We start from the raw sequence: 24,638 nt of genomic DNA, 5'->3' as shown, positions 1-24,638 counted from the left end.
GGGCCCCGGTTCCCGGCGCCGTGCGACCCGTGACGGTCGTACGGCCCCCGCGGGACCGGGGCCCTCTCACATCGCCGAGGGATCCTGGGGGCCCCGGCCCGACAGGACCTCCCCGTAGGCCTGCATGAGGTCGGGCAGCCGCAGGGTCGACAGGTCGTCGCGCGAGGGTGTGCCGGGGTATCCCGACAGCCGCAGATCGCGGTACGCGCAGCTCTTCTCGTACAGGGTGCGCAGGAACCGCCCGTTGCCGAGCTCGTCGATCCAGCCCTGGTCGACGACGTGCCCGGCGATCGATCGCAGTTCGTCCAGCGCCTCCTCGTCCCAGATGTCACCGTTCTCGGCGGCCAGCACCTCGCCGATGGAGGTCAGTTCGAGCGGGCGGTAGGAGGGGAAGTCCACGCGGCTGGTGAAGCGCGAGGACAGGCCGGGGTTGGCGGCGAGCAGCCGGTCCATGCCCTCGGGGTAGCCGGCGAGGATGACGACCAGGTGGTCGCGGTTGTCCTCGGCCCGCTTCAGCAGCACCTGAAGGGCCTCGTCGCCGTACGCGTCGCCCTTGCCGTAGCCGGAGTTGGACAGGGAGTACGCCTCGTCCACGAACAGCACGCCGCCGATCGCCGAGTCGATCAGCTCGTTGGCCTTCACCGCGGTCTGGCCGAGGTACTCGCCGACCAGGTCGGCCCGCTGGGCCTCGACCAGATGGTCCCCGCCGAGCAGCCCGAGCGCGTAGAAGACCCGGCCGAGAATGCGCGCCACCGTGGTCTTGCCGGTGCCCGAGGGGCCGGAGAAGACGAAGTGCCGTTTCGGCGGCTGCACCGGCAGCCCCTGCCCGGTGCGCAGCCTCGCCATGTTCAACTGCGCCGACAACGCCTTGACCTGCCGCTTCACCGGCTCCAGGCCGACCATGCGCTCCAGCTCGGCGAGCGCCTCGTCGAGCAGGGCGGGGTCGGTCGGTCCCGCCGGCATCGGCTGCACCGGGATCACGGCCTTCTCCCGGAAGCCGTCCGGCTGGGGCGGCAGTCCGCCGGGCGGCGAAGGATCGGCGTCCGGGAGCCGCAGGTCGCGCCCCTCGGTGCCGAACAGCGCGTCCATGCCGTCCGGGCCCTCCAGCACGTCCTGCCCGATCCCGGCCAGCGTGATCGCCGCGAGGTCGGCGGCCGCGTCGTCGTACCCGTCCCCCTCGGCGATGGCGGCGAGCCGGGCCGAGGTGTCCATGAACGAGGGGTCGACCCGGTGCACCGCCCGGTACAGGGGCAGGGCCGCGGCGGACCGTCCGGTGCCCTCGTGGGCGCGGGCCAGCCAGTACCGCAGCTCCTTGCGCTGCGGCTGCTCGCTGCGACAGCGCATCAGCGCGGACGACAGCAGCGGCTCGGCCTGTCCGTACATCTCGAGCCGGACCCTCGCCATGCCGCCGAACAGTCCGGCCTCGATGCCCAGCATGGGATCGTTGATCAGCGGATCGGTGTGCCGCACCAACTGCTCCCAGTCCTTGACCAGATAGGCGCGGCACGCGTGCAGGAACCGCACCTGGTGGTCCGCGTCGACCGGCGGCAGTCCGGCCAACGCGCGGTCCAGTTCGGGGACATGGCGTCCGTCGAGCCAGTGCGAGGCGTGCGCGAGCAGCAGGTCGCGCGGGCTCTCCAGCACCGGCTGCACCCACCAGCCCAGCCAGTACCAGGAGTTGAGGGTGCGTCGGTGACGCGAACGCTGTTCGCCGAAGCGGTCGCGGTGCCGGAACATCCGCAGCAGCGCGGTCGTCGTGTCCACCCGTAGCGCGTGCAGTCCGAGCCAGCCGTCCGCCATACCGGGGTCCATCCGGACCGCGGCGCGGAACTCCTCCTCGGCCTGCGGGTAGGCGCCCATCGTGTAGGCGTCCACACCTCGCAGCCAGGCCAGGTCGGCCGGGGCCTCGGGGCCCTGCGTGCCGAAGTCCATCACGTCCCCCACAAACCGTGCCCCCGATGGTCGGGGAGTGCCTCGCGGATCAGGCCATCCCCTCGCCGCCGGGCCGGTGCCCGTCGGCAGCTCTGGTCGAACGACTGTGCCACGGACGGGAGTTGAAGCGGTGCGGCAGAGCAGCCGTCCGAAGGTCGCACCGAAAGGCATGGTACCTGCGGTCGACGGGCCTGCCGAAGGGTGCGGCACAGCCCGTTCCACGAGGTGGGAGCAGATGGGGCGCACTGCGAACGGTGACCCAGGGTGAGCGAATCACGCCGTGGGGCGTCCGGAAAGAGAGGGTGTGGGCAGAACGAAGCCCCCGATCACGGGGGAACAACCGGGGGCTTCGCGACTGCGGGCGGCGCCCGAAGGGCCGCTGCTTCAGAACGTAAGACCTGTACGGCCCCCTGGTCAAGCAGAGTTGGGGTACTCAGGCAACTTCTGCGGAGTGGGTCTTCACAACGTCAGCACGCTGCGGATGGTCCATCACGGTGCGTGATGAACTGGTCCGGTCCAGACGTCCCAGCAGGCCCCGGCAGCACCTCGTATCCCTCCGGACACTGCCGCACCACATGGTCCGCGAAGGGCCGTGTGGGGTCCTCGGCGAAGTGCAGACGCTCGGCGCGGACCCACCCGTCCCAGAAGGCGCTCTGCGCCTGTCCGTCCCGTCGCCGCCCCCGCGCCCAGGCCTCCTCGTGGGGCAACTCCATCCACAGGAGCCGCGCGAGCCACGGCCGCAGCGCCCGGCGCCCCGCGCCGACGCCTTCGAGGAGCACCACGGGCGCGGCCGGCAGTTCGCGCACGGGTCCGAACTCCCGGGCGGTCCAGTCGTAGGCGGCGTAGCGCGCCGTCTCGCCGCGCCCGAACGGCTCGATCACCCCGCTCAGCAGCCGCCCGGTCCAGTCGAACAGTTCCTCGTGGGTGGCGATGTCGTCGAGGTGGAGCACGGGCGCGCCGCCCAAGGCCGTCGCCAGTCCCGCGGTGAACGTGGTCTTGCCGGAGCCGGCGTGACCGTCCACGCCGATCAGGCGGACGGGCCCGCAGGAGGGCGGCAGCCGGCGCAGCCGCGAGGCGAGGTCGTGAATGGGGTTTCCCGGGGGTGAGGTGCGAGGACGGGGCGCGGTGTCGACGCGGCCCTGGGGAACATTCTATCGAGACGGCGTGCACAGCGGATCCACGGGTTCAGGATGGTGTCGCATTGAACTATTGATTGAACATTCCTCAAGAACTTCGGCGGCCGCCTCCGAAAAGTCCCGGCCGCATGGAACCGGCTATTTCGGATGGGGCGTTCCGGTACTCGGAGATGCTGAGTAGGGTTCCTGTTGCGGAACGCGAGCGTCGTACGTGGAAGACAGGGGAAGATGGCCGCGGGCTTATTCGAGGGGCAGTATGTGTGGCATCCGGCGGCCGACGACCGCAGACTCGCGAGTGTCTGCACGGACATCAGAGCCGGCCGCTATCTGAGTGCCCACGAAGCTCTGCGAGAGACCCGCTCCGACTACGGATTACGGGCGCATCGATCCCTGGTCGTCGCCTCCGAGGCCGCCGACTCCGATCTCGCCGAACGCTGGCTGGCGGAGGAGCAGACCCCCGAGGCCGCCCTGATGTGGGCCCGCGTGGCCGTCCTGCGGGCACTGCGCGCGGCCGACGCCAAGGACGACCGGGCCGAGGCCCTGGAACGCATAGCGCTGACGGCCTGCGACCGGGCCGCGCTGATGGACCGGGCGGATCCCACGCCCTGGGTCGCCCGGCTGTCCATGGCCCGGCTGCATGATCTGCGCGACCCCGCCCCGCAGGGGCTGCTGACGCAGCCTCCCGGCCCCTGGCGCCTGTTCTCGCACGTCCTGCGCCTCGACCCCTGGAACCGTGAGGGCCACCACCGGTTCCTGGCCTTCTTCTTCACGCGCTACGGCGGTTCCGTCAACGCCGCCTGGGACGTCGCCGCCTTCCTGAGCCAGCGCGCCCCCGCCTCCTCGCCGCTGCGGCTGCTGCCGCTGGTGGCCCTGGTGGAGAGCTACAACCCCACGCAACTGCTGGTCGACCGCACCTGGGAGCAGCCCCAGTGGCGTTCCACGGCGCTCGCGATCTACCAGAACTGGCTGCCGGAGGTGTCCGGATACCGCTTCACCCCGGTGCTCGACCTGGCGTATCTGGCGCACGCGCTGTTCATGGCGCAGCGCGAGTTCGAGGCGCGCGCCGTGCTCATGGCCATGGGGCCCTACGCCTGCCGTATGCCGTGGAGCGTGTTCGGTGAACCCGAGGAGCAGCTCTCCCGTGCCCGCCGCGCCTGCGGCCTGCCCGTGCCGGGGGCCGGCTGAGCGCCGGCCGCCCTCCCGATGTCCCGCACCACCCCCGAGAGAAAGGTCAGCCGTGTCAGAGCGAATATCGGTCCCGAGCCGGAGAGCGGGAGCGGGAGAGAGTTCCGTCGCCTTCGACGACGACGCGACGCTTCATGCGATGGGATATCCGAGAAAACTCACCCGTCGATTCCAGGCGTTCGACAATTTCGCCATCTCCTTCACCATCATCAACATTATTTCCGGTATTTTCTCGTCCTTCGGGTTCGGAATGAACGCCGGCGGCCCACGCATTCTCGTGTTCGGCTGGATCGGCGTCTCCGTGATGGTGCTCTTCATCGGCGCCGCGATGGCGGAGGTCGCCTCCGCCTATCCGACGAGCGGGGCGCTCTATTTCTCCGCCGGCAAGCTCGCCAAGCGGCACAAGGGCGCCTGGTCCTGGTACACCGGGTGGCTCAATTTCGTGGGTCAGGTCGGAGGCACGGCCGCCACCGGATACGCGGCCGCCACCTTCATCCAGGCCTTCGTCGCCCTGCAGTGGCACTCGTACGAGCCGACCGCCGAGCAGACGGTCCTGATCACGGCGCTGATCATCGTGCTCCAGGGTTTGGCCAATACCTACACCGTGCAGCTCGTCGCCCTGCTCAACCGGATCTCCGTGTGGTGGCTGCTGGTCGGGCTCGTCATGATCGTGAGCACGCTCGTCGTGATGCCCGACGACCACCAGTCGGCCTCGTTCGTCACGCATTTCGCGAACAACACCGGTTTCACGAACGGGATTTACGGGGGGATGCTCGGGCTGCTGGTCACGAGCTGGACCTTCACCGGCTTCGACGGCAGCTTCCACATGTCCGAGGAAACGGTGCGGGCCACGGTCAACGCACCGAAGGGGATCACCCGTTCGATCGGCTATTCGGCGATCACCGGGCTGATCCTGATGCTTGCCCTCGTGTACAGCATTCACGATTATGACCGGGTCGCCTCGTCCTCGGCGCCGCCCGTCCAGATTCTCATCGACGGACTTGGCATGGGCATGGCTAAGTTCATCCTGCTGGTCGTCATCGGGTCCATGCTCTTCTGCGGGCTGGCCAACCTCACGAGCAACACCCGGCAGATCTTCGCCTTCTCCCGGGACGGCGCCATGCCAGGCTCGCGCTGGTGGCACTCTGTCTCGCCGCGCACCCGTACGCCGGTCAAGGCCGTCTGGCTCGCCGTCGCCTGCTCGCTGGCCCTCGTCCTGCCCGGCTGGTGGTCGCACACGGCCTTCACGGCCATCGTCAGCGTCAACGTCGTGGGGCTCTTCCTCGCCTACGCCGTGCCGGTCTTCCTGCGGCTGCGGCTCGGCGACGAGTTCCAGCCCGGCCCCTGGAACCTGGGCCGCTGGAGCAAGCCCGTCGGCTGGGTGGCCGTGACCTGGATCCTCGCCAGCAGCGTGCTCTTCATGCTCCCCCAGGTCTCGCCGATCACCGGGGACAACTTCAACTACGCCTCGATCGCGCTCGCCGTGGTGCTGATCGTCGCGACGGTGTGGTGGTTCGCCACGGCGCGCCGCCGTTTCCAGGGCCCCGTCAGCTACGGCCGCCCCGACGAGGTCGCCGCCATGGACCTCGTCTGACCACCGGCCCCCTCGGCCCCGGCGCCCGCCGGGGCCGAGGGCGTGTCCGAGAACGTCGTGCCCTCCGCCCGCCGTGCAAGGGCGACGTTCACGGAGGTGTCCCCGGGCTTCCCAGGTCATGCCAGTGGTCCCGACCAATATTGGTGGGCGTGGCACGGGCCGAAGTGCTGGCAGAAGTCGCCCTCCGGCGTCCATAGTTGGCGCACAACAGAGCATTCTTTGTCACACGACAGAGCATTGGGCCCGCCCGTTCCGGACACCTGGGGGTTCTCCACCCATGAGCAGAGCCGAACAGCCGTCCCGCAGAATCGTCCTTGCCGCCGCGGTGGCCGCGGCGGCGGTGGGGGCCGCGGGGCCGCCGGCCGCCGCCGCACCGGGCCGCCGGACCAGGGCGCCCGGGGGACTCGTCGACAACCGTGCCTGGACCTCGTACAGCGACTGGCGTTCGGGCAGCGCGCGAGGCGCGCGCGCCGTGCCGGGCGTCCGCCCCGGGCTCGTGATCGGCGCCCCGGCCGGCACGACCGACTACACCGACCCGCACACCGGCAGGACCGCCACCTGGGAGTACGCGACCTGGACCTCCCCGGTCCACCGGCTCGCCGTCCCCGCCACGGAGGTCATCGCCTCCTGGAACGCGCACACCCCGGCCGGCACGTGGATCCAGGTCGAGCTGACCGGCACCTACTCCGACGGCACGGACACGCCCTGGTACGTGATGGGCCGCTGGGCCTCCGGTGACCAGGACATCAGGCGCACCTCCGTGGACGACCAGACCGACGGACGCAGCACGATCTGGACGGACACGTTCTCCATCGACGACGCCGCCTCCGGACTGCGCCTCGCCTCGTACCGGCTGCGCCTGACCCTCTACCGCACCCCGGGCTCCAAGACCACGCCGCTCGTGTGGCGGCTGGGCGCGATGGGCTCCGACGTCCCCGACCGCTTCACCGTCCCCGCCTCGGCCCCGGGCCTCGCCCAGGAGCTGAACGTTCCGCGGTACTCGCAGGAGATCCACGCCGGCCAGTACCCCGAGTACGACAACGGCGGCGAGGCCTGGTGCAGCCCCACCTCCTCGCAGATGATCATCGAGTACTGGGGGCGCAGGCCCACCGCCGAGCAGCTCGCCTGGGTCGACCCGGCCTACGCCGACCCTCAGGTGTGCCTCGCGGCCCGCTCGACGTACGACTACCAGTACGCCGGATGCGGCAACTGGCCCTTCAACGCCGCCTACGCCGCCACGTACAAGGACCTTCAGGGCGTGGTGACCAGGCTCGGCTCGCTCACCGACCTGGAGACGCTGATCGCGGCCGGCATCCCGGCCATAACGTCCCAGTCGTTCCTGAAGACCGAGCTGACGGGTGCGGGCTACGGCACCTCGGGCCACCTCATGACGGTCATAGGGTTCACCGCGGACGGCGACGTGATCGCCAACGACCCGGCCTCGCCCGGCGACGACGCGGTACGGCGGGTCTACAAGCGCTCCGAGTTCGAGACGATCTGGCTGCGGACCAAGCGCTACAACGCCTCCGGGAAGGTCGTCTCCGGCACCGGCGGGGTCTGTTACCTGTACTTCCCGGCGCATCCCTCGGCGCGCCAGCGCAAGGCGCTCGCGGCGGTGGGCATCCGCTGACGCGACCGGCGGCCCCCGCCGGCCGGGGGTCGCCGGGCCGGCCGGAGCGCCGTCCCCGCGGGGGCGGTTCCGGCCCGGCCGGGGCCGTGTGACCAGACGCACAGACGGTGGCATCCGGGCGGAATCCAGCGGGATCCGGTGCCTCCGCACCGCGGACGTGACCTGGGTCTCTACCGGTGACCGCGGCTCCGGTGGCAAGGTGGTCGGGTCGGTGGGGAGCCGACGGCAGGCGGGGGACGTCACCGCACCACTACGTCAGCGAGATGCCATGACCGCGAGTTCCGCCACCGCCCCTCGTCTCGGCACCCGTACCGGAGGCCCGAAGGACGACGGCCCGAAGATCCTCGAACACGTCGTGGGCTGGATCTTCGTCGTGGTCGTGGCGATGCTCGTGACGCAACTCGGCCTGATCTGAGACGGCGCCGCCGCCGGAGGCCCCGAGGCCCGCTCCCGTACCGGGCGGGCGGGACGCCGATCGCCCCCGGATGACGGTCGGCACGGTTCTGCCATACTGCGCATGTTCCGTCGGCAGTTGGAGACCAGGGCCGGAATTGAATAATAGTCAACAACGCGAGGTCGACCGCCCCCGGGCGCGGGGCACCGACCGCTCGCTGGCGCGCCGCGCCGAACTCATCGCCATCGGGCGGAAGTTGTTCGCCGACACGTCGTACGACGCCCTGTCGATGGACGACATCGCACGGCAGGCGCACGTCGCCAAGGGGCTCATCTACTACTACTTCAAGTCCAAGCGCGGCTACTACCTCGCCATCGTCGAGGAGTCGGTCGCGGAACTGGTCTCACGGGCCGCCGACGGTCTGGAACTCCCTCCGGTGGAGCGGGTCCAGCGCACGATCGACGGCTACCTCCGCTATGCCGAGCACAACCAGGCCGCCTATCGCACGATCATCGCGGGCGGCGTGGGCTTCGACACCGAGGTGCAGGCGATACGCGACGGTGTGCGCGAGGCGATCGTCGCGACGATCGCCGAAGGGGCGTACGGCAGGGGGAGGGTCGGACCGCTTCCGCGCATCGCCCTGCTCGGCTGGCTGCACAGCGTGGAGGGGGCCACCCTCGACTGGATCGGCCATCCGGTGCTGCCGCGCGAGACCATGCGCGAACTGCTGGTCAAGATGCTGGGGGGCACCATGCGCGCGGTCGAGGAACTCGATCCCTCGTACGCGGCCCCGCCCGACGCCCGGCGGGACGGGCGACTGACGGAACACTATGAGGACTAGACCACTCTGTCAATGGTCCGGACCAATTCGGCAGCGGTCTCGGTGGCGGTCTTGGCGGCCGCCTCGGCTGCCGTCCGCCGTCGGACGGCCGGGCACCTGACGCGGTGCGCCTGGGGCGGGGGTTGACGGGGTGTTCCCGCGCGGCGTTCCTCCGTTCGGGTGTACTCCCGTGCACTCCCGAAGCCGCGGAAGCGGGAGCCTGGTCCGCCGTCCGCCGTCCGCCGTCCGCCGTCCGCCGTCCGCCGGCTTCCGCGGCCGACCCGGGCCGGGGGCGTCGGGCCGGGTCGGCCGGGTCTTCGCGGCGCGGCCCCGGGCGCACGTCCGGCGGCCGATCGCCGCATTCACCGGGGCCCGGCAAGGGCCGGGCGGTGGCCGTGCGCCGGCTCCGGTCGGAGCCGGTGGCGACGCGCCGAGGTCACCCCCGCGGGTCCGTGCCGCCCATGCCGAACTCGTTCCGCGGATCCCGCGACGCGCCGAAATGGCCGTCGCCGTGCGGGGCCCGGCCCGGGGTGAAGCGCTCCTCCGGCCGCGTTTCGGCGAGCGCGCCGAACTGCCCGTACCCGTACATCACCGACGGCGCCGCCAGGCGTACCCACTCGGGGTCGTGCCGGCCCGGCAGCGTGCGGCCGCGGTCCGCCCAGGTGCGCATCAGGGCGCGGTAGATGGGCGGATCCTGAGGCGGCGGGGGAGGCGGTGGCGGCGGTACCCAGTGAACCGATTCCGTCGGAGCCGGGACGAGGATCCGGCGCCGGTGCCCGGTCGCGGAAGGTGTGGGGCTCATGCCGGGGCAACGTGCGGGCGGGCGGACAGGTCACCCACCCGTGGAATCGGGTGTGTGTTCACCATGGGACCCCCGTGAGGCTCCGTGGACGCCCGCCGTCTGGCCCTCACCGGCCATCTGACGTACCGTCAATTCCGCCGCCGGGGCCATGGGCGTGTCCGCGAGGTCCCGCACGCCCGGCGACGCACGGCACGCCCGCGCCCCTCCGGGCGACGTCGACTGCCACGGTCTCCGGGAGGCTTGACGTGAACGACGACCGCCCCGTCCCCCTCGACGAGTACCCCGTGCACCAGGTCCCGCTGTCGATGAAGCACGTGGCGAGCGGCGACCGCAACGCCTACGACCGCTGCATCTTCCACATCCTCGACCACCGGGGCCGGGCCCTGCTGATCCTCGGCCTCGGCGTCTATCCGAACGTCGGGGTGATCGACGCCTACGCCACGCTGCGCCTCGGCGACGCGCTGCATGCCGTCCGAGCGTCCGACGCGCTCGGCGACGACCGGATGAACCTGGCCGTGGGACCCCTGCGGATCACCGTGGAGGAGCCGCTGCGCCGACTGCGGCTGCGCTCGGACGACAGCTCACTGGCGTACGACATCACCTGGACCGCCGACTTCCCGGCCCTCTGGGAGCCGCACCACGTCCAGCGCCGCGGCGGCCGGCTCACCCTGGAGGGCCGCCGCTTCGTCCAGGCGGGCGGTGCCGAGGGTGTCATCCGCGTCGGGGGCGAGGAGATACCCGTCGGCCCGGGGGAGTGGACCGGCACCCGCGACCGCAGTTGGGGAGTGCGCCCCATCCCGGGCGAGGAGGGCGGCCGGCTCGCCGCGGAGAACCCGACGGAGGGATTCCACTGGATCTGGTGCCCGGTGCGCTTCGAGGACCGCTTCCTCATGGTCGTGGTCCAGGAGGACGCCGACGGCTACCGCACCCTGGGCGACGCGACCCTCGTCCGCGACGGTGAACGCGACCTCCAACTCGGCTGGCCCCAGGCCGACATCACCTACCGCTCCGGTACCCGGCACCCCACGTCCGCCGTCATCCACCTGACCCGCCCCGTGGACCGCAAGCCGCTGGAGCTGGGGGTCCAGGTGCTGGCCTCGTCCCCGCTCGCGGTCGGCGCCGGATATCCGCCCGCCGACGACTGGCAGCACGGCACCTGGCGCGGCCGCGGCTGGACCGACCACCGCGTCCACGACCTCTCGGACCCGGCCGCGTATCCCCTCGCCCGCTTCGGGGTGACCGACCACGCGGCCCGCTTCACCCTCGACGGGCAGGTCGGGTACGGGATCTTCGAGCACGGCTCGTTCGGCCGCCACGATCCGAGCGGCTTCACCGGGTTCGACTCCGTCGCGCCCTGAGAGGAGTGGCGACATGGCCACGGCACCCCGACCGCGGACGACCACCCGTGACCCCGAGGAGCTCGCGCACAGGCTGACCGCATGGCTGGACGCCCGCCTGCCGGGCGCCCGCGCGGTGAACGTGGGCGTCCCCGAGTCCAACGGCCTGTCCAGCGAGACCCTGCTCTTCGACATCGACCATCCCGAACCGCCCTTGCGCGCCTGCGCGTTGAGGCTGGCGGCGGATCCGGGGGCGTACACCGTCTTCCCGGTCTACGACATGGTCCGCCAGTACCGCACGATGCGTCTCGTCCGCGAGCGCAGCGACCTGCCGGTGCCCCGCGTGCGCTGGCTGGAGGAGGACCCCGGGCCGCTCGGGGCGCCGTTCTTCGTGATGGAACGCGTCACCGGACGCGTACCGCCCGACGTCATGCCCTACACGTACGAGGGCAATTGGCTGCACGCCGCGACCGACGCCGAACGCGAGCACCTGGAGGCCGCCTCGATCGCCCTGCTCGCCCGGCTCCACGACCAAGTCCCGCCGAGGGAAGCGGACTTCCTCGCGCTGCCCGGTGACGGCAGCCCGCTGCGCCGCCATGTCGCGGCCCAACACGCCTACTACGCCTGGGTGGTCGAGGGCCTGTCGCGGTCCCCGCTCATCGAGAGCGCCTTCGCCCGGCTGGAGGAGCTGTGGCCGCGCGACGAGGGCGAGGCGGTGCTCAACTGGGGTGACGCGCGCATCGGGAACGTCGTCTACGACGGCTTCGACCCCGTCGCCGTACTCGACTGGGAGATGGCGGCACCGGCCCCGCGCGAGGTCGACCTGGGCTGGACCGTCTACCTGCACCGCTTCTTCCAGGACCTGACCGCCGGGTTCGGGCAGCCCGGACTGCCCGGCTTCCTGCGCCGCGACCGCGTCGAGGCACGCTACGCGCGCCTCACCGGCCACACGCCCCGGGACATGGACTTCTACACGCTGTACGCCGCCCTGCGGCACGCGATCGTGATGCTGCGCATCGCCTACCGCCAGGCGTACTTCGGCGAGGTGAGCGTCCCCCCGGACCCGGACACACTGATCCTGCACCACGACAGCCTGCGGGCCATGGTGCAGGGCAGCTACTGGGACGAAGCGGGTGACACCCGCTGAACGTGCCGAGCGGTCAGGCCGCTCGCCGCATCTCGGAGACCCGCATGGGGACCGAGCCCGGTCCGCCCACGTGGGAGAACGGCTGCGTCCGCCAGTCCAGTCCCTGAGGGAGCGTCAACAGGAGGGCGGTGTCCTGCTCCTGGAGTTCCGCGGAGTCGTCCGCGGAGCGCGCCTCGGCGGCCGCGCGGCCCGTGCCCGAACAGACGGTGAGCCCGAACGGGTTCCACGGGGAGGCGCACAGGGCGTGCTCCGGCAGGACCTCCTCGTCCGCGAGCAGCGCGATGGGCTGCGCGCAGGCCGGGCAGATCACCCGGTACATCTCGAATGTGTCGTACGCGTCGAACTCGTCACCGTCCAGGGCGTCGGATTCGACGCCCTCCGGCTCGGGTTCGAGAACGGCCTGCTGCCGCTTGGGTGCGGTACGACCAGGGCGCTTAAGACTCTGCATGGGATTCTCCCCCTCGGGTGGGCCGACAAGGCACTGCGACCTCGACCACAGCAAGCACTTCCCGTCCGGTCTCCGAGGTAATCACGCGAACATCCCCGACCCGGTCACATTCATGTGGCCTTCGTCACATGCCGTCCGCAGGTGCCGGGCGCTCGGCGGAACGCGTCGGCCCGATGACGCGCGAACGACGCCCGCCACATCACAAAGCGGGTATGACCTGCGCCGCTGAGTATCCCGGGGGATCGGCGGCCCTGTAGGTTCTTGCGCCATGGAGGAGCTGGACCGACAGATCGTGCAGCTGCTCGTCGCAGACGGGCGGATGAGTTACACCGACCTGGGCAAGGCCACGGGCCTGTCCACGTCCGCCGTGCATCAGCGGGTACGCCGTCTCGAACAGCGGGGCGTCATCCGGGGCTATGCCGCGGTCGTGGACCCGGAGGCCGTCGGGCTGCCCCTGACCGCCTTCATCTCGGTGAAGCCGTTCGACCCCAGCGCCCCCGACGACATCGCCGAACGCCTCGCGGGCGTCCCGGAGATCGAGGCCTGCCACAGCGTCGCGGGCGACGAGAACTACATCCTCAAGGTGCGCGTCTCGACCCCGCACGAACTCGAGGAACTCCTCGGGCGGCTGAGGGCGCTGGCGGGCGTGTCGACGCGCACCACGGTCGTCCTGTCGACACCGTACGAATCCCGCCCGCCCCGCATCTGAGGGCCCCGGGGCACGTTCGCGGGACCCCGCGGACCCGCCCGGACCACCGGCCGACCCGGCCGGCCCGCCGTGTCGCCCCCACCCGGGCGACGGCCGGCCGCCCACAGGCGCGAGACTGTTCCCATGAGTGAGAGCACCGCCCCGTCGGACACCGTGCTGCTGCGCGGTGGAGAAGTCCACAGCCCCGCCGACCCCTTCGCGACCGCCATGGTCGTGGAACGGGGCCATGTCGCCTGGGTCGGCTCGGAAGGAGCCGCCGACGCCTTCGCCGAGGGGGTCGACGAGGTCGTCGACCTCGAAGGCGCCCTGGTCACCCCGGCGTTCACCGACGCACACGTGCACACCACCGCCACCGGACTCGCCCTCACCGGCCTCGACCTGTCCGACGCGCCGTCCCTGGACGCGGCGCTCGCCCTCGTCCGCGACTTCGCCGCCGCCCGTCCGGGCGACCGGGTGCTGCTCGGCCACGGCTGGGACGCGGCCCGCTGGCCCGGCGGCCGCCCGCCGGCCCGCACCGAACTCGACGCCGCGACCGGCGGCCGCCCGCTCTACCTCTCCCGGATCGACGTGCACTCCGCGGTGGCCACCACCGCGCTCCTGGACCTGGTCCCGGGCGTCACCGCGCTCGCCGGGTACGCGCCCGACGGCCCCCTGACCCGCGACGCCCACCACGCCGTGCGGGCCGCCGCGCTCGGCGCGATCGGCGACACGCAGCGCACCGGGGCCCAGCGGGCCGCGCTCGCCCACGCCGCCTCGCTCGGCATCGGCTCCGTGCACGAGTGCGGCGGCCCCGAGATCTCCTCCGAGGACGACTTCACCGGACTGCTGCGGCTCGCCGCCGAGGAGCCCGGACCGCGGGTCGTCGGCTACTGGGCCGACCGTGACGTCGAGAAGGCGCGCGCCCTCGGCGCCGTCGGCGCGGCCGGCGACCTGTTCGTCGACGGCTCCCTCGGCTCGCACACCGCCTGCCTGCACGAGCCCTACGCCGACGCGGACCACACGGGCCTCGTCCACCTCGACGCCGACGCCGTCGCGGCGCACGTGGTCGCCTGCACCGAGGCGGGCCTCCAGGCGGGCTTCCACGCCATCGGGGACGCCGCGGTCGCCTCCGTGGTCGACGGCGTCCGCGCCGCCGCGGAGAAGGTCGGCCTGGCCCGTGTGCGCGCCGCCCGGCACCGCGTCGAGCACGCCGAGATGCTCACCCCGGACACCGTCGCGGGCTTCGCCGAACTCGGCCTCACCGCCTCCGTGCAGCCCGCCTTCGACGCGCTGTGGGGCGGCGAGGACGGCATGTACGCCCAGCGGCTCGGCGCCGACCGGGCCAGGTCCCTCAACCCCTTCGCGGCCCTGCTGCGCGCCGGTGTGCCGCTGGCCCTCGGATCCGACAGCCCCGTCACCCCGCTCGACCCCTGGGGCACCGTGCGCGCGGCGGCCTTCCACCGCACGCCCGAGCACCGGGTGTCGGTGCGGGCCGCCTTCACGGCCCACACGCGGGGCGGCTGGCGGGCCGTGGGACGGGACGACGCGGGCGTCCTGGTGCCGGGCGCGCCCGCGGACTACGCCGTGTGGCGCACGGGTCACCTCGTGGTCCAGGCCCCCGACGACCGGGTCGCGCGCTGGTCCACCGACCCCCGCTCCGGCACTCCGGGGCTCCCTGATCTGACCCCCGGCGGCGAGCTGCCCGTCTGCCTGCGCACCGTGGTCGGCGGACGGACGGTATTCGTACGGCCTAACGAGTGATGTCCCGTGGGGCCGGGTGCTCCTCCAGCGCCCGGCACCCCGAGGTTCGACCTGCGCTTCCTCGGCGCTGACCAGGGCTTTGTCGGAAAAGGCGCAGATCAAGCCAGTGTTGACAGCCTGCCGCAGGGGGCGGGTAGGTTCTGCCGGGTCCACCACCGGACGGCCGACGGGGGAACTCCGCACGGCCTCGCAGCGCCGCTGGGTCAGGGGTGGTGCGCCGCACCGGCGTACCGCCACTGGGAGCCAGGCCCAGCACCGGCGCCACGAGGCGAGGGAACGTTCCGACAAGTCGGCAGGTGTGACCCGGGTGGGGCCCGGAGTTCAGTAGACAACGGCTTTCGGTCGACCCGCAGCCAGCGGGTCCCAGGTCGGCCCGAAGGGCGCCGGGCCCCGATCCGAAGGACGCGATGCCGCTTCGGCGCGTCCGCTCTTACCCGCCTCTTGGCGAATCGACACCCCCGTAGGGCCGCCGCGACGCAGCGGCGCAGGCTGGGCGCACTATGGTGGAGCCCTGCGTACGGATACGAAGGGGCAGCAGTGAACGACGGCGACGGGACCCTCGCGGCGGAAGCCCAGGGGAGGCGGTTCGGCCCGCTCGGCACGGCCTTGGTGATCATTCCGACCTATAACGAGGCGGAGAACATCAAGAAGATCGTCGGCCGGGTGCGATCCGCCGTGCCCGAGGCGCACGTCCTGGTGGCGGACGACAACAGCCCCGACGGCACGGGCAAGCTGGCCGACGAGCTGGCGGCCGACGACGAGAACGTCCAGGTCCTCCACCGCAAGGGCAAGGAGGGGCTCGGTGCCGCCTACCTCGCGGGGTTCCGCTGGGGTCTGGAGCACGGCTACGGCGTACTCATCGAGATGGACGCCGACGGCTCGCACCAGCCGGAGGAGCTTCCCCGCCTGCTGACCGCGCTCAAGGGCGCCGACCTCGTCCTCGGCTCGCGCTGGGTGCCGGGCGGCCGCGTGGTGAACTGGCCCAAGTCCCGCGAGTTCATCTCGCGCGGCGGCAGCCTGTACTCCCGCGTCCTGCTCGACGTGCCGATCCGGGACGTGACGGGCGGCTACCGCGCCTTCCGCCGGGAGACCCTCGAAGGTCTCGGCCTCGGCGAGGTCGCCTCGCAGGGCTACTGCTTCCAGGTCGACCTGGCCCGCCGCGCGGTGAAGGCCGGCTACCACGTCGTCGAGGTCCCGATCACCTTCGTCGAGCGCGAGCTCGGCGACTCCAAGATGAGCCGCGACATCCTCGTGGAGGCGCTCTGGCGCGTCACCACCTGGGGTGTGGGCGAGCGGGTCGGCCGGATCACCGGCCGCAAGAAGCCCTGACCCCACCCTGACACCACACGCGACACGGTCACCGACACCAGACCAGACACGGTCACCGGCCCGCCCCGGAACGACGGCGGGCCGGTGATCCATGCCGGGGCCCGTCGTACCGGGTCGGGACATGCTGCCGGGGCGAGGGCTCGGGGCTGGTGCGGACCGTGGTGTCGGCCTGAGGTGCCGGGTCGCGGATTCGGGTCCGGAGGGCCGGGCGAGGCCCGGGAACGCCGGGTTGAGGCGTGGTACCGGGGGCGAGGCTCCGGGGACGCCGGAGGCGGGACGTGGGCCTGGGACAGGGCCGGGAGCCGCCTTCAGGCCGGGAGGGCCGGGTTGAGCGTCCGCTTATCCCGATTTGAGGCGCGCCCAGGCACACTGGGAACATGACGACAGGCGTTTCGAACCCCACCCGCCCGCAGCGCTCGCGGCTGCGCACCTTCCTGCCGCTCGGCGTCGCGGTGTGGCTGGTGCTGGAGATCTGGCTGCTGACGCTCGTCGCCCGCGCCACGAGCGGTTTCGTGGTGTTCCTGCTGCTGGTCGCCGGGTTCGTCCTCGGCTTCGTGGTCATCAAGCGGGCCGGCCGCCGCGCCTTCCGGAATCTCTCCCAGACACTGCAGCAGGCACAGGGCGGCGTGATGCCCACGGGTGGCGACAGCAGCCGGGGGAACGGCCTGACGATGCTCGGCGGCCTGCTCCTGATGATCCCGGGCCTGATCTCCGACGCGATCGGCCTGCTCCTGCTGATTCCGCCGGTCCAGAAGCTCGTCAGCCGCTCGGCACAGGGGGCCTTCGAGCGCAAGGTGCGGCTGGCCACCCCCGGGTCGGTCGGCGACGCCTTCCAGCAGGCCCGTATCCACCGCCCGGACGGCAAGGTCGTCCAGGGCGAGGTCATCAGGGACGACGCCCCGCCGCGCGAGCCCGGCGGCACCTACCCGCCCCTGAACCGCTGAGCCAGGGCGGGCACGCGGGTCCGCCCTGAGTCAGGGCGGGCACGGTGGTCCCCCCTGAATCGCGGGGCCGCACCGAAGCCGTCACCCCTGAACCGCCGGGCCGCTCCGAGGCCCACCATTCCGCCGGGCCCCGGACCGTGTCACGGTCCGGGGCCCGGCGGTTTCGCGTTCACCGCGATCCGGGCCCAGGCGGCTGCGAATCGATCCGAGGAATCGCCCCGAACCGGTCCGGGGGATCGCCCGACAGCACGGGGCTCGGCGGAAGGCGTCACCGGAGCTGACCGGGGTTCGCCGGGGTGTTGATCGGGGTGCCCCGGGGTTCACCGAAACGCACGAGACCGCGGGCCCCGTACCTGACGTACGGTGCCCGCGGTCTCGGCGTGCGGTGTATGCCGCTCGACCCTCGGAGGGGTCAGGCGGACTTTCGGCTGTCCCGCGGATGCACCGCGATGTTCATCGCGCCGGAGCGAAGAACGGCCAGACGCTCCTCGAGGACCTCTTCGAGTTCCTCGCGAGTGCGCCGCTCCATCAGCATGTCCCAGTGCGTGCGCGCGGGCTTCGCCTTCTTTTCCTCAGGGCCGTCGCCGTCGACGAGAAGTGCCTGGGCCCCGCAGACCTTGCACTCCCACTCCGGCGGAATTTCGGCCTCCACCGAGAAGGGCATCTCAAACCGGTGCCCCTTCTCGCATGCGTACTCCACGGCCTGGCGCGGGGCCAGGTCGATGCCGCGGTCCGTCTCATAGCTGGTCACTACGAGGCGTGTGCCGCGAAGAGCTCGCTCACTCATGAATCGTGCCTCCCGGGCTTGTCGCCCACAGGACAGGTGTCGCTGTCGTCGTCATCCGGTCAACGTCCGGTCGGCGGTAAAGATTCCCGTTGTGGGTCATGCGTCGCCGTCGTAGCCGCCCCTTGTTGTACCCACCGTCGCCCGGTTTGTCACATCTGGCATCAGATGTCACCCAACGCTTCAGTATCATTGACGCGCAGTAACGGTACGCCAGGCAGGCCAAACGCGTACACTACCGCTCTTTGGCCCCGGACGCTAAATCATCTCGGGTACGGGATTGCCCGCGTCCCGGATCGCCTGACGCACCGGGACCCGCGCCAGCAGGACGAACCCGAGGGCGAAGAAGGCCACGAGCGAGATGATCGCGTCCCGGTAACTTCCCGTGAGCTGGTAGGTCAGCCCGAAGAGCAGCGGGCCGAGCCAGCTCATCCCGCGGTCGCTCATCTCGTACGCCGAGAAGTACTCGGCCTCCTTCCCGCTCGGCACGAGGTGCGAGAACAGGGAGCGCGACAGCGCCTGGCTGCCGCCCAGGACCAGTCCGATGCCGGACGCGAGGACGAAGAACCACACGGGTGCCCCCGCGGGCAGGAAGTATCCGGCGGCGAGAGTGAGCGTCCAGGCGACGAGTGAGCCGAGGATGGTGCGTTTGGCTCCGTACGTACGGGCCAGCCGGCCCATGCCCAGTGCGCCCCCGACCGCGAGCACCTGGACCAGGAGTACGGCCGTGATCAGGGTCGACTGGCTGAGGCCCAGTTCCTCGGAGCCGTAGACGGAGGCCTGCGAGATGACGGTCTGGATGCCGTCGTTGTAGATGAGGTAGGCGAGAAGGAAGGAGAGCGTCAGGGGCTGGCGGCGCATGTCGCGCACCGTGGCGGCGAGCTGCCGCCATCCGTGCGCCGACGCCCGGCCGGCCGAGGGGGCGTGGCGGTCGCGCAGTCGCTTCAGCGGGATCAGGGTGAAGGCGCCCCACCAGACGCCGGCCGAGGCCAGGCAGATGCGTACGGCCGTCGACTCGGAGACGCCGAAACTGTCGTGGGCCGTGAAGAGGACCAGGTTCGCCACCAGCACGACGGAGCCCGCCGCGTACCCGAAGGCCCAGCCGCGGGAGGAGACGGCGTCGCGCTCCTCGGGCGGGGCGATCTGCGGGAGGTAGGAGTTGTAGAGGACCATCGACACGGCCAGCGAGGCGTTCGCGACGATCAGCAGCAGCCCGCCCAGCAGATAGCGGTCGCCGTCCAGGAAGAACATGCCCGTGGTGGCCGCGGCGCCCAGATAGGCCGCCGCCGCGAGCAGCGGCTTCTTGCGGCCCGTCCGGTCGGCGGCGGCTCCCGCCATCGGCATCACGACGATCGACAGGATGACCGAGGCGGAGACCGCGTACGCGAAGAAGGAACCGGCGCGGACCGGTACCCCGAGCGGGTGGACGAATCCGTCCGCGTCCGCCGCGTGCTTGGCCACCGCCGTCAGATAGGGGCCGAGGAACACGGTGAGCACGCTCGTCGAATAGACGGAGCAGGCCCAGTCGTAGAAGTACCAGCCGCGCTGTTCTCGCCGGCGCTCCGCGGCCTCGTCGGCCGCCCCCGCCCGCACGGTGTCCGTGCTCACCCGTGCCTCGCTTCCCCGTGAACGGACCGCGCGAGGAGGCTCAGAACCAGGTGCCCCGGTCTTCCAGGACCTTGCGCAGCGTGTCGATGTGATCGGTCATGATGCCATCGACTCCCAGGTCCAGGAGCCGGTGCATGCGTTCCGATTCGTTTACGGTCCACACGTGCACCTGGAGCCCGCGCGCGTGGGCGGCCCGGACGAAGCGGCGGTCGACCACCGGCACACCCGACTGTGTCTCGGGGACCTGGGCCGCGACCGCGGAGCGCCGCACCGCCGCGGGCACGCCCCAGGAGCGCAGCCGCAGGTTGAGCACCCCCCGGGTGCCGAACGAGGTGGCCAGGCGCGGCCCGGCGAGATGCTGGGCACGGGTCACCCGGGCCTCGGAGAACGAACCGACGCAGACGCGGTCCCAGGCGTCGGTACGGCCGATCAGGTCGAGCAGCGGGGCGAGCGCCGGTTCGGCCTTGACGTCGACGTTCCAGCGGGTCTCGGGGAACTCCTCGAGCAGCTCCTCGAAGAGGGGGACCGGCTCCTTGCCCGCCACGCGTGCCTGGCTCACGTCCGCCCAGGGCAGGTCGGCGATCCGGCCCGCGCCGTCCGTCACCCGGTCGAGGGTCGTGTCGTGGAAGGCGACCAGCCTGCCGTCCGCCGTGGCGTGCACATCGGTCTCGATGTAGCGGTATCCGGCGCTCACCGCCCGCCGGAACTGCGTCAGCGTGTTCTCCAGGCCGTCCGCGGATCCGCCGCGGTGGGCGAAGGGGATCGGGCCGGGGTGGTCGAGGTAGGGATGAAGAGTGCGCGTGCTCACCCGGGCAGTATGGCGCGCTCTGGTTGACCTGGGGCGACAACGGCACTGCCGAGTGGTGCCGGCCGGGCGGCGAACACCCTCAGGAAGAGCTGGGCCAGGGGTCCGATGGCGACGGCGTACAGCACCGTGCCGGCCCCGACCGTGCCGCCCAGCGCGAAGCCGGTCGCGACGACGGCCACTTCGAGGACCGTGCGCACCAGCCGGACCGAGCGGCCCGTACGCCGGTGCAGTCCCGTCATCAGGCCGTCGCGGGGGCCCGGGCCGAAGCTGGCCGAGATGTACAGGCCCGTGGCCACGCCGTTCAGCGCGACGCCCGCCACCAGCAGCGGAATCCGCAGGGCCAGGGAGTGGGCGTCCGGGATCAGCGCCAGGGTGCCGTCCATGGCCAGGCCGACCACGAAGACGTTGGAGACGGTGCCGAGGCCGGGCCGCTGGCGCAGCGGGATCCACAGGAGCAGCACCGCGGCCCCCACGATGATGGACACGACACCGATCGTCAGACCGGTCAGCTCGGCGAGGCCCTGGTGCAGCACGCCCCACGGCTCCAGGCCGAGACCCGCCTCCACGAGGAGCGCCGAGCTCGCGCCGTACAGGGCGAGCCCGGCGTAGAGCTGGACGAGACGGCGGGGGAGCCGCCCGGACCCGGGAGCCTCGGCGGGTGCGGACTCGGTGCGTGTGGACAAGGGATGCCCCCCGGTGGTGGTAGTGGCCTGGCGCATGACACTCTGTGGCTTGAGAAGTGGCTTCAACCATGGCCAATTCGGGGAAGGTGGACTGGAATCATGGCGCAGTGGACTTCGGCGGTGGGGGCCGCGCAGCTCGCCCGGCTCCTCAACTCCCAGCAGGAGCGGCCCGCCGGCCCCGGGACCCGGCGTCCGCCCGCGTATCGCGCCCTCGCCGACGGTGTACGGCTGCTCGTGCTCGAAGGGCGGGTGCCGGTCGCCGCGCGGCTGCCCGCCGAACGCGAACTGGCGCTCGCCCTGTCCGTCAGCCGTACGACCGTCGCCGCGGCCTACGAGGCGCTGCGCGCCGAGGGCTTCCTGGAGTCGCGCCGCGGAGCCGGGAGCTGGACCGCGGTGCCCGCCGGGAACCCGCTGCCCGCGCGGGGGCTGGAACCGCTGCCTCCCGAGGCCCTCGGCTCGATGATCGACCTCGGCTGCGCGGCCCTGCCCGCCCCGGAGCCGTGGCTGACCCGCGCCGTCCAGGGCGCCCTGGAGGAGCTGCCCCCGTACGCGCACACGCACGGCGACTATCCCGCGGGCCTCCCCGCGCTGCGTGCCATGCTCGCCGAGCGCTACACGGCGCGCGGCATCCCGACCATGCCCGAGCAGATCATGGTGACCACCGGGGCGATGGGCGCGATCGACGCGATCTGTCATCTCTTCGCGGGGCGCGGTGAACGGATCGCCGTCGAGTCCCCCTCCTACGCCAACATCCTCCAGTTGATGCGGGAGGCCGGCGCCCGGCTGGTGCCCGTCGCGATGGCCGAGGGACTGGCCGGCTGGGACATGGACCGCTGGCGCCAGGTCCTGCGGGACGCGGCGCCCCGGCTCGCCTACGTCGTCGCCGACTTCCACAACCCCACCGGCGCGCTCGCCGACGAGGCCCAGCGGCGCGGGCTCGTGGACGCGGCGCGCTCGGCCGGCACCGTCCTCGTCGTCGACGAGACGATGAGCGAGCTGCATCTGGACGAGGGGCTGGAGATGCCGCGTCCCGTGTGCGGCTTCGACCCGGCCGGCTCGACCGTGATCACCGTCGGTTCGGCGAGCAAGGCCTTCTGGGCGGGCATGCGGATCGGCTGGGTGCGGGCCGCGCCCGACGTCATCCGCAGCCTGGTCGCCGCGCGCGCCTACGCCGACCTCGGCACGCCCGTGCTGGAACAGCTCGCCGTCAACTGGCTGCTGAGCACGGGGGGCTGGGAGGAGGCCGTCGGCATCCGGCGCGCGCAGGGCCGCGACAACCGCGACGCCCTCGTGGCGGCCGTCCGCAGGGAACTGCCCGGCTGGGAGTTCTCCGTGCCGCGCGGGGGCCTCACGCTCTGGGTGCGTACGGGCGGGCTGTCCGGCTCGCGGCTCGCCGAGGTCGGCGAGCGCGTGGGCGTGCGGGTGCCCTCGGGGCCCCGGTTCGGTGTCGACGGCGCCTTCGAGGGATACGTACGGCTCCCGTTCACCGTGGGCGGCGCGGTCGCCGACGAGGCGGCGGCGCGACTGGCCGCGGCCGCGCGCCTGGTGGAGACCGGCGCGACCGGGGGAGAGGACGGGCCCCGCACGTTCGTCGCGTGACACCGGCCCGGTCCGGGCTCTTCGGTCGTACGCCGAACAGGTCCGGGCCCCGGGCCGGGACGCGCGGGTCGGCCCCGCACGCGTGACGCGCGCCGGCCCAGCGCGTTCGCTCCGCTGCCCGCTGCCCGCTGCCTGCTGCCTGCTGCCTGCTGCCTGCTGCCTGCTGCCTGCTGCCTGCTGCCTGCTGCCTGCTGCCTGCTGCCCGCTGCCCGCTGCCCGCTGCCCGCTGCCCGCTGCCCGCTGCCCGCTGCCCGCTGCCCGGACGGCCGCCCAGGGTTCGCGGCAGCATGCCGCACGGGCCTGGAGGTCCGGGCGTGTGCGGCGGACGGTCCCGGGCGACGGTCGTTCAACGCCTGACGGGCCGGAGACCCAGCCTGGGTCTCCGGCCCGTCAGGTGACTGCTCGGGCCTCGTGGCGGTGCGGTCAGCCCTCGGCCACCGCGACTCCCGCGACCCCGGAGGGCAGTTGTTCCGCGGCGTCCGCGGGTGTCGTCCGCTCCGGCAGCAGGTCGAGCACCGCCTGCCGCTGCGCCTCGCTCGTGGCGTCGTCGTAGGGGTCCGGTGTGGCCGGGACCTGGAGACGCAGGACGGGGCCGGTGCCCAGGCGCGCGTAGCCGCGGCCGGGCGGGACGTCCCGGGTCGGGGTGGTGTGCGGGGGCGCCCCCAGGACCGCTTCCAGCTCGGCCGCCGAGGCGCTGCCGAGCACCACGCGCGCGCGGGTGTGCTGCCGGACCGCGTCACCGATGAAGTCGAGGTTCTCGAAGTGCTCGGCGATCACGACCGTGACGCCCGCGGCGCGGCCGTGCCGCAGCGGGGTCTGGAGCAGCGACTGGGGATCCTCGCGTCCGTCGGCCGCGGCCAGATGGCCGAGCGCGCTGGGCCGGTCCAGCAGGATCCACAGCGGGTTCCTGATGTCGTCGGGGGCGGGATGCCCCGCCTGGCGGGCGCGGTTCGCGGCGATGAGCCGCCGCTCGGTCTCGTGCGCCGCCCATTCGAGGCTGGCGAGCGCCCCGCCCGTCGAGCACTCGACGGCCAGGACGCCCTCGCGCCCGGTCAGGCACGCGTACTCGCCGGTGCCGCCACCGTCGACGACGACGACATCGCCGTGCTGGAGGGCCTGCAGCGCGATGGAGCGCAGGAGGGTGGTCGTGCCGGCACCCGGTTCGCCCGTGATCAGCAGGTGCGGCTCGGTGGAGCGGGCGCCCGTACGCCAGACGACCGGCGGGACGTCGCGCCGCTCCTCGCCGTGGGTGAGGGGGAGCGTGCGCTGGACGTCGGCCGGATCCGTGAAGCCGAGGACGGTCTCGCCCGGCGCGGTGACGAAGCGCTGGGCGGCGATGTCGGTGGGCAGGGGCGCGAGGACCGTGACGGTGAGTTCGTTGCCCTCCTCGTCCCAGTCGAAGTGGTACTCGCGGCCGCGGCCCGACTTGGCGTGCAGGAGCTGCTCGATGCGGGCGCGGGAGTCGGCCTCGCCGTCCGTGAAGTACGCGGGGTAGTGGACGAGCAGACGGGAGATCCGTCCGTCGTCGTCGAAGTCGTACGAGGCGAAGGCCTTCTCCCAGTCGCCTCCGTGGGCGTACAGGGGAGCGGGGTCGTCTGCGGCGGAGAAGTACGGGACGAGCGCCTCATAGAGGGACTGGAGGCGTCCGAGCTGTGCCTCGTCCGGGCCGGTCGCGGGCGGTGGGGTGCGCTCGCGACCGGTCCAGGCTGCCGCCGCCATCAGGGTGATGACGGCGAGCAGCGGTCCGTACGGCACCAGGGCCACGATCAGGACCACCGAGGCCACCAGGAACAGCAGCGGTCCGCGCCGGTCCTTGGGGGTGGCGGCCCACTTGCGCCGTCCGGCGGCTGCCAGCCGGCGCAGTCCACGGGTGACCGTGATCAGTGGATGGAGGACATCGGTGGCGCTGTCGGCTGCCGTCCGGGCCAGCTCCCGGCTCTTGGCGATCTGTGCGGTGCCGTTGCTGAGGATGCGGGGGAGAGGGCGCCGAGCCACTGCTGTCTCCTGGA

21 protein-coding genes are annotated in these 24,638 nt (G+C 72.2%); 12 read left to right on the top strand and 9 right to left on the bottom strand.

The window, feature by feature from the left end; genetic code table 11:
- Positions 1-66: 66 nt before the first annotated feature.
- Positions 67-1,932 (bottom strand): AAA family ATPase, encoded by a 1,866-nt coding sequence (locus ACZ4TO_RS38835; RefSeq protein WP_382795573.1) that lies wholly within the window; start codon positions 1,930-1,932, stop codon positions 67-69.
- 467 nt (positions 1,933-2,399) lie between these two features.
- Positions 2,400-3,020, bottom strand: a complete 621-nt coding sequence (locus ACZ4TO_RS38830; protein ID WP_468026716.1) for a uridine kinase family protein — start codon at positions 3,018-3,020, stop codon at positions 2,400-2,402.
- A 276-nt stretch (positions 3,021-3,296) separates the two neighbouring features.
- Here ACZ4TO_RS38830 and ACZ4TO_RS38825 point away from each other — a divergent pair, with 276 nt between their 5' ends.
- The 5 genes from ACZ4TO_RS38825 to ACZ4TO_RS38805 all read left to right on the top strand — a co-directional run bounded on the left by ACZ4TO_RS38825 (position 3,297) and on the right by ACZ4TO_RS38805 (position 8,712).
- The gene (locus tag ACZ4TO_RS38825; protein WP_382795570.1) at positions 3,297-4,253 is read left to right on the top strand and encodes a hypothetical protein; all 957 of its coding nucleotides are present in this window, start codon (positions 3,297-3,299) and stop codon (positions 4,251-4,253) included.
- A 52-nt stretch (positions 4,254-4,305) separates the two neighbouring features.
- A complete protein-coding gene (locus tag ACZ4TO_RS38820) occupies positions 4,306-5,847 on the top strand; it encodes an amino acid permease (RefSeq protein WP_468026709.1) in 1,542 nt (513 codons plus the stop codon).
- Between the two features lie 277 nt (positions 5,848-6,124).
- Positions 6,125-7,477 carry a peptidase C39 family protein gene (locus tag ACZ4TO_RS38815; protein WP_468026708.1) on the top strand — a complete coding sequence of 451 codons (1,353 nt, stop codon included), beginning with the start codon at positions 6,125-6,127 and terminating at the stop codon, positions 7,475-7,477.
- 268 nt (positions 7,478-7,745) lie between these two features.
- Positions 7,746-7,892, top strand: a complete 147-nt coding sequence (locus ACZ4TO_RS38810; protein ID WP_382795561.1) for an SCO1431 family membrane protein — start codon at positions 7,746-7,748, stop codon at positions 7,890-7,892.
- Between the two features lie 136 nt (positions 7,893-8,028).
- On the top strand, positions 8,029-8,712 hold the full coding sequence (locus tag ACZ4TO_RS38805; protein WP_382795559.1) for a TetR/AcrR family transcriptional regulator: 684 nt from the start codon (positions 8,029-8,031) through the stop codon (positions 8,710-8,712).
- Positions 8,713-9,127: 415 nt separating this feature from the next.
- Here the strand turns inward: ACZ4TO_RS38805 and ACZ4TO_RS38800 are convergent, their stop codons facing one another.
- A complete protein-coding gene (locus ACZ4TO_RS38800) occupies positions 9,128-9,361 on the bottom strand; it encodes a hypothetical protein (RefSeq protein ID WP_382795556.1) in 234 nt (77 codons plus the stop codon).
- 377 nt (positions 9,362-9,738) lie between these two features.
- Between ACZ4TO_RS38800 and ACZ4TO_RS38795 the strand changes: the two genes are divergently transcribed.
- Both ACZ4TO_RS38795 and ACZ4TO_RS38790 read left to right on the top strand, forming a co-directional pair.
- Entirely contained in the window at positions 9,739-10,851 is a 1,113-nt protein-coding gene (locus ACZ4TO_RS38795; protein ID WP_468026707.1) for an Rv3169 family protein, read from the top strand.
- A gap of 13 nt (positions 10,852-10,864) precedes the next feature.
- A complete protein-coding gene (locus ACZ4TO_RS38790; protein WP_468026706.1) occupies positions 10,865-11,977 on the top strand; it encodes a phosphotransferase family protein in 1,113 nt (370 codons plus the stop codon).
- Positions 11,978-11,990: 13 nt separating this feature from the next.
- Here ACZ4TO_RS38790 and ACZ4TO_RS38785 read toward each other — a convergent pair whose 3' ends face one another.
- Positions 11,991-12,425 carry a hypothetical protein gene (locus ACZ4TO_RS38785; RefSeq protein WP_382795551.1) on the bottom strand — a complete coding sequence of 145 codons (435 nt, stop codon included), beginning with the start codon at positions 12,423-12,425 and terminating at the stop codon, positions 11,991-11,993.
- A gap of 268 nt (positions 12,426-12,693) precedes the next feature.
- On the opposite strand from ACZ4TO_RS38785, the gene ACZ4TO_RS38780 reads away from it, so the two are divergent.
- The 4 genes from ACZ4TO_RS38780 (at position 12,694) to fxsA (ending at position 17,147) form a co-directional block, all read left to right on the top strand.
- Positions 12,694-13,134 carry an Lrp/AsnC family transcriptional regulator gene (locus tag ACZ4TO_RS38780; RefSeq protein WP_037621061.1) on the top strand — a complete coding sequence of 147 codons (441 nt, stop codon included), beginning with the start codon at positions 12,694-12,696 and terminating at the stop codon, positions 13,132-13,134.
- 123 nt (positions 13,135-13,257) lie between these two features.
- A complete protein-coding gene (locus tag ACZ4TO_RS38775; protein ID WP_385048189.1) occupies positions 13,258-14,874 on the top strand; it encodes an amidohydrolase in 1,617 nt (538 codons plus the stop codon).
- 537 nt (positions 14,875-15,411) lie between these two features.
- Positions 15,412-16,203: a polyprenol monophosphomannose synthase gene (locus ACZ4TO_RS38770; protein WP_382795545.1), complete on the top strand. Its 792-nt coding sequence runs from the start codon at positions 15,412-15,414 to the stop codon at positions 16,201-16,203.
- A 377-nt stretch (positions 16,204-16,580) separates the two neighbouring features.
- Positions 16,581-17,147, top strand: a complete 567-nt coding sequence (gene fxsA / locus ACZ4TO_RS38765; protein WP_468026705.1) for an FxsA family membrane protein — start codon at positions 16,581-16,583, stop codon at positions 17,145-17,147.
- 412 nt (positions 17,148-17,559) lie between these two features.
- Here the strand turns inward: fxsA and ACZ4TO_RS38760 are convergent, their stop codons facing one another.
- From ACZ4TO_RS38760 to yczE, 4 genes are all read right to left on the bottom strand, one after another.
- On the bottom strand, positions 17,560-17,934 hold the full coding sequence (locus tag ACZ4TO_RS38760; protein ID WP_003977404.1) for an RNA polymerase-binding protein RbpA: 375 nt from the start codon (positions 17,932-17,934) through the stop codon (positions 17,560-17,562).
- Between the two features lie 255 nt (positions 17,935-18,189).
- On the bottom strand, positions 18,190-19,539 hold the full coding sequence (locus ACZ4TO_RS38755; protein ID WP_382795541.1) for an MFS transporter: 1,350 nt from the start codon (positions 19,537-19,539) through the stop codon (positions 18,190-18,192).
- A gap of 40 nt (positions 19,540-19,579) precedes the next feature.
- Entirely contained in the window at positions 19,580-20,347 is a 768-nt protein-coding gene (locus ACZ4TO_RS38750; RefSeq protein WP_382795538.1) for a glycerophosphodiester phosphodiesterase family protein, read from the bottom strand.
- Positions 20,344-21,066 (bottom strand): membrane protein YczE, encoded by a 723-nt coding sequence (yczE, locus tag ACZ4TO_RS38745; protein WP_468026704.1) that lies wholly within the window; start codon positions 21,064-21,066, stop codon positions 20,344-20,346. Before yczE ends, ACZ4TO_RS38750 begins: the two co-directional genes overlap by 4 nt.
- A 63-nt stretch (positions 21,067-21,129) precedes the next feature.
- Between yczE and ACZ4TO_RS38740 the strand changes: the two genes are divergently transcribed.
- The gene (locus ACZ4TO_RS38740) at positions 21,130-22,629 is read left to right on the top strand and encodes an SCO1417 family PLP biosynthesis transcription factor (RefSeq protein WP_382795533.1); all 1,500 of its coding nucleotides are present in this window, start codon (positions 21,130-21,132) and stop codon (positions 22,627-22,629) included.
- 423 nt (positions 22,630-23,052) lie between these two features.
- On the opposite strand, the gene ACZ4TO_RS38735 is transcribed toward ACZ4TO_RS38740, so the two are convergent.
- Positions 23,053-24,624 (bottom strand): hypothetical protein, encoded by a 1,572-nt coding sequence (locus ACZ4TO_RS38735; RefSeq protein WP_468026703.1) that lies wholly within the window; start codon positions 24,622-24,624, stop codon positions 23,053-23,055.
- Positions 24,625-24,638 lie beyond the last annotated feature (14 nt).

The organism is Streptomyces sp. NPDC028298 (genome assembly GCF_055565895.1).
Note: the sequence above shows the minus strand (reverse complement) of the source record. Positions and strands in the feature narration are given on the sequence as shown.

Bases quoted from the DNA above. Each gene is read 5' to 3' on its own strand.
- ACZ4TO_RS38835 (WP_382795573.1), bottom strand. From the start codon at position 1,932: ATGGACTTCGGCACGCAGGGCCCCGAGGCCCCGGCCGACCTGGCCTGG.
- ACZ4TO_RS38825 (WP_382795570.1), top strand. From the start codon at position 3,297: ATGGCCGCGGGCTTATTCGAGGGGCAGTATGTGTGGCATCCGGCGGCC.
- ACZ4TO_RS38815 (WP_468026708.1), top strand. From the start codon at position 6,125: ATGAGCAGAGCCGAACAGCCGTCCCGCAGAATCGTCCTTGCCGCCGCG.
- ACZ4TO_RS38810 (WP_382795561.1), top strand. From the start codon at position 7,746: ATGACCGCGAGTTCCGCCACCGCCCCTCGTCTCGGCACCCGTACCGGA.
- ACZ4TO_RS38800 (WP_382795556.1), bottom strand. From the start codon at position 9,361: ATGCGCACCTGGGCGGACCGCGGCCGCACGCTGCCGGGCCGGCACGAC.
- ACZ4TO_RS38790 (WP_468026706.1), top strand. From the start codon at position 10,865: ATGGCCACGGCACCCCGACCGCGGACGACCACCCGTGACCCCGAGGAG.
- ACZ4TO_RS38785 (WP_382795551.1), bottom strand. From the start codon at position 12,425: ATGCAGAGTCTTAAGCGCCCTGGTCGTACCGCACCCAAGCGGCAGCAG.
- ACZ4TO_RS38780 (WP_037621061.1), top strand. From the start codon at position 12,694: ATGGAGGAGCTGGACCGACAGATCGTGCAGCTGCTCGTCGCAGACGGG.
- ACZ4TO_RS38775 (WP_385048189.1), top strand. From the start codon at position 13,258: ATGAGTGAGAGCACCGCCCCGTCGGACACCGTGCTGCTGCGCGGTGGA.
- fxsA (WP_468026705.1), top strand. From the start codon at position 16,581: ATGACGACAGGCGTTTCGAACCCCACCCGCCCGCAGCGCTCGCGGCTG.
- ACZ4TO_RS38760 (WP_003977404.1), bottom strand. From the start codon at position 17,934: ATGAGTGAGCGAGCTCTTCGCGGCACACGCCTCGTAGTGACCAGCTAT.
- yczE (WP_468026704.1), bottom strand. From the start codon at position 21,066: ATGCGCCAGGCCACTACCACCACCGGGGGGCATCCCTTGTCCACACGC.
- ACZ4TO_RS38740 (WP_382795533.1), top strand. From the start codon at position 21,130: ATGGCGCAGTGGACTTCGGCGGTGGGGGCCGCGCAGCTCGCCCGGCTC.